Origin of the sequence: Citrobacter sp. Ce104 (genome assembly GCF_030334595.1) — a bacterium.
In the GTDB taxonomy this organism is placed as follows: Bacteria; Pseudomonadota; Gammaproteobacteria; order Enterobacterales; family Enterobacteriaceae; genus Citrobacter; species Citrobacter europaeus.
Genome location: NZ_JAOWDP010000068.1, coordinates 622440 through 634414, shown reverse-complemented (window position 1 = coordinate 634414; position 11975 = coordinate 622440). Strand labels below are relative to the sequence as shown.

Sequence of the window (11975 nt, the reverse complement as noted above, 5' to 3'; positions counted from 1 at the left end):
TAACTATGTCTGCAAATCATCCTTCCTCTGTCGCTGTCGCGGAACACACGACCCGTGCCGTCCTGCGCCAACCCCGTCTGCTGGTTCGCGAAACGCTGGCCGGTGTGGTAACCGCCCTGGCGCTGATCCCGGAAGTGATCTCTTTTTCCGTTATCGCCGGCGTCGATCCTAAAGTCAGCCTGATAGCCTCGGTCGTACTATGCCTGGCGATGTCATTTTTAGGCGGACGTCCGGCAATGGTAACCGCCGCTGCAGGATCGGTTGCGTTGGTAATAGGCCCGATGGTGCATCAATTCGGTGTGCAATATATTCTGCCTGCGGTGGTGCTGGCCGGGATGATTCAGATCCTGTTTGGCGTATTAGGAATGGCGCGTCTGATGCGATTCATCCCTACGGCCGTCATGACCGGCTTTGTGAACGCGCTGGGTATTTTAATTTTCTTTGCCCAAGTCCCGCATTTCTGGAGTAAAAGCCCGCTAATCTGGGGGCTGTTTGTCCTGACGCTGTTGATTGTGCTTTGGGTTCCGCGTTTTATTAAAGCAATCCCCGCACCGCTTATCGCCATCGTGCTGCTGACCCTGTTCACTGTCACCAGCGGGCAACTGTTACCGACCGTCGGTGACGAAGGTTCAATGAGCGGCGGCCTGCCGGGATTAACGCAGCTACTCGTCCCACTCAACCTGCACACGCTGGCGATTATCTGGCCCTGCGCGTTGAGCATCGCTTTTGTTGGTTTGATGGAGTCATTGTTAACCGCCCGTCTGGTGGATGATCTGACGGTTACGCCGTCGAATAAGAATCGCGAGAGCGCCGGGCTGGGGATAGCCAATATTCTGGCCGGATTTTATGGCGGTATTGCCGGGTGCGCGATGATTGGTCAAACCATCGTTAACGTTGAGATGGGTAAAGGACGCAGCCGCGTCTCAACGTTTGCCGCAGGGCTGGTATTGTTACTGCTGGTCACCGCCTTAAGCGAAGTGATGGCGAAAATCCCCATGTCGGTGCTGGCGGGGATTATGGTGATTGTGGCGGTGAAAACCTTCAGTTGGCACAGCATCCATCCCACCACGCTGACGAAACTCCCCGTCACTGAAACCCTGGTGATGCTGGTGACCGTCGCGGCCACGGTGTCGACCGGCAACCTGGCGATTGGCGTGGTTGCCGGGGTAATGACGATGCTCATTTTGCCGCGTATCGTCAGACGCCAACGTGCGGCTACATCAGAAACAGCGTCGCCAGACCGAGAAAAATAAAGAAACCGCCGGTATCGGTGATGGCCGTAATCATGACGCTCGAGCCGACCGCCGGGTCGCGCCCGAGCTTCACCATCGTCATCGGAATAATAACGCCCATCAACGCCGCCATCAGCAGATTGAGCATCATCGCCAAAGTCATCACGGCGCCGAGCGCCATGTCATCATACAGCCACCAGGTAATGCCGCCCATGATTCCGCCCCACACGAGGCCATTAATCAACGCTACGCCCATTTCGCGCAGGATCAAAAACGTCAGGTTTCCCGGCTGAATATTTTGTAGCGCCAGCGCGCGAACGATCATGGTGATGGTTTGATTCCCGGTGTTGCCGCCGATCCCCGCCACAATCGGCATCAGCGAGGCCAGCGCCACCAATTGCGAAATAGTATGTTCAAAGCCGTCGATCACTCGCGAAGCGATAAAGGCAGTACAGAGGTTAACGGCCAACCATGCCCAGCGGGTTTTTACCGCTTTCGTAACGGGAGCAAACACATCTTCTTCGGCGCTTAAGCCCCCCATTCGACGCAGATCGGTATCGGTTTCTTCATAAACCACATCAACGATCTCATCAATGGTTAAGCGACCCATCAGTTTACCTGAAGGGTCAACTACCGCGGCACTGACAAGGTTGTCACGTTCGAAGGTACGCGCAGCGTTTTCGGCGATATCTTCCGGAGAAAAGGTGAGCGGGTCATCTTCCATCACCTCGCTGACTTTTCGCTGCACATCATTGAGCAGAATACAGGTTAGCGTCAGTTCACCGACCAGCACTTTATTACGATCGGTCACGAAGAGTTTATCGGTGTTCTCCGGCATTTTCCCCAGTCGTCGCAGGTAGCGTTGCACCACTTCCAGCGTCACGTCCGGACGCACGGTGATGACCTCGAACTCCATGATCGCACCGACGCGGTTCTTCTCGTAGTGCAGCACCTGACGGACGCGCGCCCGCTCCTCGGCCGGTAACGTCGCCAGCAGTCGTCCCGTAAGGTTACGAGGGAGATGCTGGACCAGATAAATCTGTTCGTCGATATCAAGATATTGCAACGCATCCAGCAGCTCGCGGTCGCTCATCTCATCGATCAGATCGTCCCAGACGTTCTCTGACGCCTCAAGCAGTACGTTACCGCGCTTTTCACTTTCGACCAGTCGCCACAGGGCGTGGCGCTCTTCAGAGGGTAAGGCTTCCAGGGTATCGGCCAAATCGGGCGGCGGCAGGTGAGCTACCAGCGCCCCTACCTCAGCAATATCGTCGGCTAACGTACCGACGTCATATTGCTCAGCCAGGGTAAGCTTGCCCAACAGGGTTGAAATAATGGCTTTATCTGTGGTCAGCAGCCAGATTAGACGCGCACGCTCTTCATCACGCAGCCTGGCGCTGTTTTTGTTTGTAACGGACATTAATCATAAATCCATGATATGAAATATCATTAATCATGATGCCGATTTATGTAAATAACAATAAACAGTGCCGCCGGGTGGATAAAAAACCAGCGGCATGTGGGATCATGCCGTGCGCGCCACCGCGTCACGAGAGGCAGCATCACGCTCATCGCCCAGCAGTTCACTCAACTGTCCGTTGCGCATTTCCAGCAGGCGATCGGCATGAATAAAGTAGTGATCGTCATGACTAATGGCGAAGATGGTTTTACCCATTTCCTGCATCAGCGGTAACAGGACCTGATAAAACTCCCGGCGGAAATGAGGATCCTGATCGGCAGCCCATTCGTCCAGCAGAATGATGTCGCGCTCCTCCGCCAGGGCCAGCAGCAGCGCCACGCGTTTCTTCTGCCCTTTCGACAACTTCAGATTGAGGATACGGCCATCGCTCAGCTCCAGCTTGTGACCCATCTTCAGATGTTCCAGCCACTTCGCAACCAGCTGCGGATTAGCCTCTTTACCTTCCGGCCCCAGCAGTTTGTCGAACAGCCAGACGTCGGTAAACACGGCGGAGAACAGCTTGCGATAATCCTCCGGCTTTTCAACGGCAACGGCCTTACCATCAAGCAAAATCTTACCTGACTGCGGCTGGTATAGTCCGGTCAGTAACATCGCCAGCGTAGATTTCCCACTACCGTTACCGCCAATCAGAAAGATCAGTTCACCACGATGAATAGTCAGATTCACCGGCCCTACGGAAAATGCGTTGTCCTGATAATGGAAAACCACGTTACGCAGCTCCAGCGTTTGCCAATTAGGAAATGCGGTTGGACGCGGGAACTCTGCTTTAAAAGGTGCCAGTGCGAATTTATTCAGCTTGTTGAACGCCACCTGCGCGGTGAGCAGCGTCGGCAGTGCGCCAACGGCAGAGAGCAGCGGCGTACGCAGGAATAACAGTGTCAGAGAATAGGTCGCCGCCACGGCGGTATCCGCCCAGCCCAGACTGTTGGCCATCCAGAACACCAGGCCAATGGCGCCCAGCATCATGATGTTCGACCAGTTAACCGCGCTCAGGTGGAAAGTATCGGCACGGATAATATGATGACGGTACTCTTTGGCATCCGGGACGTACATCTGATTAAAGATATGCTCGGCGCGCTCGCGGTTGAGCGTCAGCTCTTTGCGCCCTTCCAGCACCGTCTGATAATCGTTGTACAACTTGTCTTCTGTTTCACGCAGGGTGGCCATGTGTTTATACACTCGCGCCACCAGTACAAATCCGCCCCAGATAGTGATTGCCATCCAGATTGCCGTCACCAGCAGCATTTTGGTCGACAGCATCGCCAGATACGCCGCCGACCCGACGGTCAGGATAATTCCCTGCACCAGTTCAGGCAGACGAACAAAGGCGATGGTGATATTGCGAATATCGCTGGTTAAACCGGCCAGTAACGAGGCACTACCAAGCTGTTCTATACGCTCGACGTGGGTATCCAGAATACGTTTGATAAATTCGCTACGCAGTCGGTAGACAAAGTGGTGGCCAAGCGTGGTCAACGCCAGCTGAGAGCCGAGAGTGACAACCATCAATAGCAGCAGCAGGCCAAGAAACTCCGGCAGCACCATCAGCGTGGTGTCGACCGTTTCAATCAGGCGCTGGTTGATAAACGCAATCAGCCCAATTCCCAACGCGGCGCTGGCGAGGCTGAGCGCCATAACGCTGATAAATGGCCAGCGATACTGCCGCCAGACAAGAAGTAAAAGTTCCATGCACACAACCCGGACAAGTAATAACAGCCCGCAGTTTAAACATCTCTTCGCTGACAGCAATAATAATTCTTATTTTTATTCTTTTTTACCCGCCTGGCGAAACGTCAGATTGTAGCGACAGTCTCCGGTCAACGGATGATACCCCGTTTTAAGCGGCTGGATCCCATGATAAAACAGCCGCGAATTACCGCCCCACACCACGACATCGCCATGTTCCAGCAGCAAACGCTTTAAGGGATCATTACGGCGCAATCCGCCAAATTGAAAGATGGCCGGCAGCCCCAGCGACACCGAGACAATCGGCGCCCGCAGGTCAGGCTCGTCTTTATCCTGATGTAAAGACAGTTTTGCCCCTGGCGTGTAGCGGTTAATCAGGCAGGCATCGGGTTGAAAATCAGCATAGCCCGCCGCCGTCGCCGCCTGTTGGCACAAGTCAGCAAATGCGTCCGGCAGCGGCGGCCAGTGCGCGCCGGTGAGTGGATCAAACGGAGAATAAAGATAGCCATGCTGATCCGTCGTCCACCCCAGACGACCACAGTTGGTCATCGCCACCGACATCGTGTAACCGCCGGGCGTCACCATCTGGCGAAAAGGCGACTGTCTGGCGACAGCCGCAATCGCCTGCAGCAAAGGGGGCGCGGAATCAAAAGCGAAACGTCGCAGAATAACCGCACCTGAAGCCAGCGGCTCCTGCCAGGGTTTAGCATCCGCAAAGAGATCGAGCATTATGTTTCCTCGCCAGTAGTTTCACGTTGCAGTAACTGCGCTTTGCGCGCAATGCCCCACCGGTAGCCCGAAAGCGCCCCGTCGCCGCGAATAACCCGGTGACACGGGATAACAATCGCCAGTTTGTTGGCCCCACAGGCACTGGCCACCGCGCGTACCGCCTTCGGTTTACCGATAGCGCTGGCCAGTTGCTGGTAGCTCATCGTTTCGCCGCATGGAATTGTGCGCAGCGCCTGCCACACCTGCTGCTGAAATGCGGTGCCCCGGATATCCAGGGGCAGCGATAGCGACGCGTCACGCGAATTGATCGCGGCGATCACTTCGCGCACGCGCTGCTGAAAATCGGCATCTGCAGGAACATCCTGCGCAGCGGGAAACAGCTCATGCAGATCCGCAACCAACGCCGTATCATCATCACCAAGTAAGATCGCACAGATACCCCGCTCGCTTTCCGCCACCAGACAACGACCCAGGGAGCAATTTGCAAGGGTATAGCGTACAGAAACGTTGTCGCCGCCTTTACGAAATTGTTTTGCGGTCATGCCTAGCGCCTGATCCGCTTGTCGGTAGTAGCTGCTGCTGTCGGGGAATCCGGCGTTGAGAATCGCCTGCGTTACCGGATCGCCTTTTGCCAGGGCATCGCGCAGACGGCGGGCACGCCAGGACTGCTGCCACGCTTTCGGGGTCATGCCTGTCGTAGCTTTGAACAAGCGATGTAAGTGATAGGGGCTCATTGCCACCTGCCGCGCCAGTTCGTCCAGCGTAAGGGGGGGTTCCTGCTCCAGCAACTGGCAGGCGCGGGCTATTTTCTCCAGCCGATGCTGCTGTGCGCTGTCTTTATCTGGCTGGCAACGTTTACAGGGACGAAAACCGGCGGCCAGCGCCTGCCTGGCATCGGCAAAGAAACTGACATTTTTGCGTAGCGCATGTTTCGCCCGACAGGACGGACGGCAGAAAATGCCGGTAGTCTGGACGGCGAAAACAAACTGGCCGTCAGCGTCGGCGTCACGAGCCAAAACGGACTGCCAGCGGTCATCATCAGTTACGCGTAAACGATTTTTCATTATGGACTCCTTTGTTAAGCATAGCGCTTAGCCTCAGTGTGTCCCCATAGGCGGATACAAAAACCCGCAATCTTGCTTTTTAATTTTTCTCGCTGACCAGAAAGCTTTTGAACTGCGGCGACATCCAGGTTTTAAACCCCTCACCCTCTTTCATAATCATATAGACCGCCAGACCTTCACGACGTACCACCTCTTTGGCCTTTTGCGGGCCGAGGACCATCAATCCGGTATCCCAGCCGTCAGCCTCCAGCGCCGTTGGGGCAATCACCGTCACGGACACCAGGTTGTGTTCAATCGGACGACCGGTTTGAGGATCGATAACATGGGAAAGGCGCTTACCATCCAGCTCATAATAGTTACGGTAGCTGCCGGAGGTACTAATGCCATGCCCGTTAATGTCGACAATCGCCTGCACCGCGTTTTCACGATCGGTAGGCTTCTGAATCGCGACTCGCCACGGATGTCCTTCTGCATTCATACCGCGGCTGTTCAGCGCGCCGCCAACGGAAACCAGATAACGGGCGATCCCTTCCTGCTCCATTAATCGTGCCAGATGATCGGCGGCATAACCTTCACCAACGGTCGAGAGGTCCACATACAGCTCGGGCAAATCTTTTTGCAGATAGTTCCGATGAGCCTCATTAACAACCTTCAGATGTGAAAGCCCGGTTTGCGCTTTGGCTGCGTCAATTTGCGCCTGAGTGGGAATATGCACCGGTTGCTTATCCGGGCCAAATCCCCACAAATTGACCAACGGTCCCACGGTAATATCCATGGCCCCATCGGTTTTTGCGCCAATGCGCAGCGCCGAAGTCACGATATCTGCCATGGCATCATTAACCGGCCATGGCGACAGGCTTGTCGACAGGTTAAAGCGCATCAACGCAGAATCATTTTTATAGGTAGAGAGAAGTTGATCGTCGGCATCCAACTGAGTCTGGATCTTCGCCTGCAGTTCCCCGACGCGTTTGGCATCTACGCCCACCGCACTGACCCGCCAGAAAGTGCCCATCGTTTTACCTTCCAGAACGGTGGCAGGTGTCGTGGTCTGAGCGGGTTTCGGGGCCTCATCGCACCCGACTAAAAAGATCGTCACAGCCAGTAACGCTGCGCGATAAAAATTCACTTCCATACGTAATTATCCTCATGCGAACGGGCGCAAGAGTACACCAAAAATCGTTGTTTGTACGACGAAAAAACGGCATTAAAAAAGGCCCCGCAGGGCCTTTTAACGACATGAGCGCAGATTAGAACTGGTAAACCAGACCCAGTGCTACGATATCATCGGTAGCAATACCTGCTGCCTGGGTAAACGCATTGTCATCCAGCAGGTTGATTTTGTAATCAACATAGGTAGACATGTTTTTGTTGAAGTAGTAAGTCGCGCCAACATCAACGTATTTCACGATATCCTGGTCACCGTAGTTGGTGAAGCCATTGCTGATGTCTTTGCCTTTTGACTGCAGGTAAGCCACGGAAGGACGCAGACCGAAATCGAACTGGTACTGTGCCACAACTTCAAAGTTCTGAGCTTTATCTGCGAAGCCATATGCAGCAGTGCGGTTGCTACCGTTAGAGGTACCGAAACGGGTTGCGTTATAGGACTGGGAGTACTGTGCGGCCAGGTAAACGTTGTTAGCGTCGTATTTCAGACCACCGGTATAAACCGTTGCACGGTCACCGTTACCGTACACGCCAAGAGCATTCTGATCAGCGGTACGTTTAGAGGTAGTGATCGCACCACCAATACCAAAGCCAGAGCCGAGATCGTAAGTCAGGGAGCCGCCGTAACCATCGCCATTCTGGGTCAGCAGGCTACGACCAGCTTCGTTTTCACCGCTTACGCTGCCATTTTTACCCTGGTACTGCAGGGCAAAGTTCAGACCATCAACCAGGCCAAAGAAATCTGTGTTACGGTAGGTCGCATAACCGTTACCACGCTGCTGCATGAAGTTGTCCGCACCGTAGGTATCACCGCCGAATTCTGGCAGGACGTCGGTCCAGGACGTTACATCATAAGTTACACCGTAGTTACGACCGTAGTCGAAAGAACCTGCATCAGCGAATTTCAGACCTGCGAATGCCACACGCGTCCAGGCGTCGTTGCTGGATTCACTCTGGTTGCCTTGAATCTGGTATTCCCACTGGCCGTAACCGGTCAGTTGGTCGTTAACCTGGGTTTCGCCTTTGAAGCCGATACGCATGTAAGTCTTGTCACCATCATCACCTTTGTTGTCGGAGAAATAGTGCAGACCGTCGACTTTGCCGTACAGGTCTAATTTGTTGCCGTCTTTGTTATAAATTTCAGCCGCATTTGCTGCGCCTGCTACCAGCAGTGCTGGTACCAGGAGGGACAGTACTTTAACTTTCATGTTATTAACCCTCTGTTATATGCCTTTATTGCTTTTTTATGCCACTGCATACTGATTAAGGTCATTAACCAGTCGGCAACTTCATTCTCCGCAAAAACACAGAATAATCCAACACGAATATGATACTAAAACTTTTAAGGTGTTTCATTTATCCACATAGGTGTTTCTAAATGTTAATAAGAGGGAACTTTTTAAAATTCAAAAAACAGGAAAAATAAGCACAAATAATCAAGAATTATTGAAATTTAATTCAAAATCAGAAAGTTACAATGCAATTAGTTATAGCACTGAATGACAAAACAAAATCTTCACTCGCAACTAAAATAGACTCGCTATCATCATTAACTTTATTTATTACCGTCATTCATTCATGAATGTCTGTTTACCCCTATTTCAACCGAATGCTTCGCGTTCGGTTTTTTTTTACTCTTCTTTACACAAAACTTACCGTTCTGTGCTACCGATGAAAAACCATAACGACTATTAACTATCTCATAGAGTCGTATCCAGATATAAATCTGATTAATAATTTCTTGTTATTTAATGCTAAATGTATACATTCCGTACAAATATTTGTACTCGCTTTTATCCACTGTACACCTTTGCATCATGATGGCTGCAACAAAATGAGGGGCGGAAAAATGCGGGCCATGCGGCGTGGTGTAAGTGTGGCAATTCATACATTACCCTTTATACTGCCCCTTCATCTTTGGCGTCGTTTAACAGGTCATAAACACGAATGAGTCAGTCTGACACAACGGCTTCTACCCGATTCTCCCTGCTACCGGGAAGTATTACCCGTTTCTTCTTATTACTGATCGTTGTGCTGTTGGTGATGATGGGCGTTATGGTCCAAAGCGCCGTCAACACCTGGTTAAAGGATAAGAGCTATCAGATTGTTGATATCACCCACGCCATTCATAAAAGGGTCGATACCTGGCGATACGTGACCTGGCAAATCTATGACAATATTGCCGCCTCAGCCAGTTCGTCGGGCGCTGAAGGATTACAGGAAACGCGTCTGAAACAAGACGTCTACTATCTTGAGAAGCCGCGTAGAAAGACCGAGGCGCTGATTTTCGGCTCGCATGATAGTTCGACGCTGGAGATGACCCAACGCATCTCAAGCTATCTGGATACGCTATGGGGCGCGGAAAATGTTCCGTGGTCTATGTATTACCTGAATGGCCAAGACAATAGTCTGATCCTTATCTCAACGTTGCCGCTAAAAGATCTGACTTCCGGATTTAAAGAATCGACAATTGGTAATATTGTCGATTCACGGCGCGCGGAAATGCTACAGCAGGCCAATGCGCTGGATGAACGCGAAAGCTTCTCTTCACTGCGCCGGCTGGCCTGGCAGAACGGGCATTACTTCACGCTACGCACGACCTTTAATCAACCAGGACATCTGGCAACGGTTGTCGCCTTTGACCTGCCGATTAATGACTTGATCCCGCCCGGCATGCCGCTGGATAGCTTCCATCTCGAACCTGACGCCACGTCCACGACCGAGCACCTGAATGAAAAAGAGTCGCCTGACAGCGTCAGCATTAATTTCAACAACAGTAAAATTGAGATCTCTTCGGCACTAAATTCAACGGATATGCGCCTGGTGTGGCAGGTTCCGTTTGGTTCATTGCTGCTCGATACATTGCAAAGCATTTTGCTACCGCTGTTGCTTAACATTGCGTTGCTGGCCCTGGCGCTGTTTGGCTATACCACCTTTCGCCACCTCCCTGCCCGTTCCACCGAAGTGGCGCCAAACCTTGCGGCCAATAATGAATTGCGCGTTCTGCGCGCGATCAACGAAGAGATTGTCTCTCTGCTGCCGCTGGGCTTGCTGGTGCACGATCAAGAAGCAAACCGCACGGTTATCAGCAATAAAATTGCCGACCACCTGCTGCCGCATTTAAATCTGCAAAACATTACCAGCATGGCGGAGCAGCATCAGGGGGTGATTCAGGCCACCATCAATAATGAACTGTATGAAATCAGGCTATTTCGCAGCCAGATCTCATCAAGAACGCAGATCTTTATTATTCGTGACCAGGATCGGGAAGTGCTGGTGAATAAAAAGCTGAAGCAAGCGCAGCGACTGTATGAGAAAAACCAGCAGGCCCGCGCCGCCTTTATGCAGAATATCGGCAGCGCACTGAAAGACCCGGCTAAAACCCTGGCCGCTAATGCCGCCGCCCTTAATAGCCCTGACAGCCAGAAACTGGCAAATCAGGCAGACGTTCTGGTGCGTATGGTAGATGAAATCCAGTTGGCCAACCTGCTGGAAAGCGACGCCTGGAAAGGGGAATCGACGCTATTTTCCGTGCAGGCGTTAATTGATGACGTGGTTCCTGAGGTTCTGCCCGCTATCAAACGTAAAGGGCTGCAACTGCTGATTAAAAATCACCTTAGCGCCCATGATGAACGCCGCGGCGACCGTGATGCCCTGCGCCGTATTTTGCTGCTGTTAATCCAATATGCGGTAACCACCACGCAAATCGGCAAAATCACGCTGGAAGTCGACCAGGATGAGTCGGAGGCTGAACGCCTGACCTTCCGCATTCTGGATACCGGAGAAGGCGTCACGTTGAATGAAGTCGATAACCTGCATTTCCCGTTCATCAATGACACGCAGGGCGATCGATATGGCAAGGCCAACCCGCTGGCGTTCTGGTTATGCGATCAGCTCGCCCGCAAGCTGGGTGGACACCTGAACATTAAAGCGCGGGAAGAACTTGGAACACGTTATATAGTCCATGTTAAAATGCCGCTGCACGATCAACATGCTGAAAGTGAAGAACGTTTGTTAGATGACGTCTGCATAATGGTTGATGTCACCTCTAATGACGTACGCAGCATTGTATTACGTCAGCTGGAGAACTGGGGCGCAACCTGCATCACGCCAGATGAACGGTTGAATAGTCAAGAATATGATCTCTTTTTAACAGATAATCCGTCTAATCTTACTGCCTCAGGCCTTCTTTTAAGCGATGATGAGTCTGGCGTGCGGAAAATTGGCCCTGGCCAGCTGCGCGTCAACTTTAATATGAGCAATGCTATGCAGGAAGCTGTCCTCGAGCTGATAGAAGAGCAGCTGGCACAAGAAGAGATCCAGGAACTCCCCCTCGGCGGAGATGAAAACGCCGAACTTCATGCCAGTGGTTACTATGCACTCTTTGTAGACACAGTACCGGATGATGTTAAGAGGTTGTATACTGAGGCAGCAACCAGCGATTTCGCTGCGTTAGCCCAAACGGCCCATCGCCTGAAAGGCGTGTTTGCCATGCTTAATCTGGTACCCGGCAAGCAGTTATGTGAAGCGCTGGAACATCTTATTCAAGAGAAAGATGCTCCAGGTATAGAAAAATACATCAGCGACATTGACGATTACGTCAAGAGCTTGCTGTAGCAA

At 52.3% G+C, this 11975-nt stretch carries 8 protein-coding genes; 2 read left to right on the top strand and 6 right to left on the bottom strand.

The genetic code is table 11. The features are described from left to right. Positions 1 to 5 precede the first annotated feature (5 nt). Complete coding sequence (locus OGW16_RS21440) at positions 6 to 1253, top strand: SulP family inorganic anion transporter (protein ID WP_286518804.1); 1248 nt, start codon at positions 6 to 8, stop codon at positions 1251 to 1253. Here OGW16_RS21440 and mgtE read toward each other — a convergent pair. The 6 genes from mgtE to OGW16_RS21410 form a co-directional block, all read right to left on the bottom strand. Further along, a complete protein-coding gene (mgtE, locus tag OGW16_RS21435) occupies positions 1216 to 2652 on the bottom strand; it encodes a magnesium transporter (protein WP_043017008.1) in 1437 nt (478 codons plus the stop codon). The genes OGW16_RS21440 and mgtE overlap by 38 nt on opposite strands. 105 nt (positions 2653 to 2757) lie before the next feature. After that, positions 2758 to 4401, bottom strand: coding sequence for a multidrug ABC transporter permease/ATP-binding protein (locus OGW16_RS21430; protein ID WP_047409874.1), 1644 nt, complete (start codon positions 4399 to 4401; stop codon positions 2758 to 2760). Between the two features lie 75 nt (positions 4402 to 4476). Further along, a complete protein-coding gene (gene alkB / locus OGW16_RS21425) occupies positions 4477 to 5127 on the bottom strand; it encodes a DNA oxidative demethylase AlkB (protein WP_043017010.1) in 651 nt (216 codons plus the stop codon). After that, positions 5127 to 6191, bottom strand: coding sequence for a bifunctional DNA-binding transcriptional regulator/O6-methylguanine-DNA methyltransferase Ada (gene ada, locus OGW16_RS21420; protein WP_087052503.1), 1065 nt, complete (start codon positions 6189 to 6191; stop codon positions 5127 to 5129). Before ada ends, alkB begins: the two co-directional genes overlap by 1 nt. Positions 6192 to 6270: 79 nt before the next feature. Beyond that, positions 6271 to 7323: an FAD:protein FMN transferase ApbE gene (apbE, locus tag OGW16_RS21415; RefSeq protein ID WP_100194611.1), complete on the bottom strand. Its 1053-nt coding sequence runs from the start codon at positions 7321 to 7323 to the stop codon at positions 6271 to 6273. A gap of 115 nt (positions 7324 to 7438) precedes the next feature. Next, positions 7439 to 8563 carry a porin OmpC gene (locus OGW16_RS21410; RefSeq protein ID WP_043017013.1) on the bottom strand — a complete coding sequence of 375 codons (1125 nt, stop codon included), beginning with the start codon at positions 8561 to 8563 and terminating at the stop codon, positions 7439 to 7441. 739 nt (positions 8564 to 9302) lie between these two features. Between OGW16_RS21410 and rcsD the strand changes: the two genes are divergently transcribed. Continuing rightward, on the top strand, positions 9303 to 11972 hold the full coding sequence (gene rcsD / locus OGW16_RS21405) for a phosphotransferase RcsD (protein ID WP_043017014.1): 2670 nt from the start codon (positions 9303 to 9305) through the stop codon (positions 11970 to 11972). The last annotated feature ends 3 nt before the right edge of the window (positions 11973 to 11975 follow it).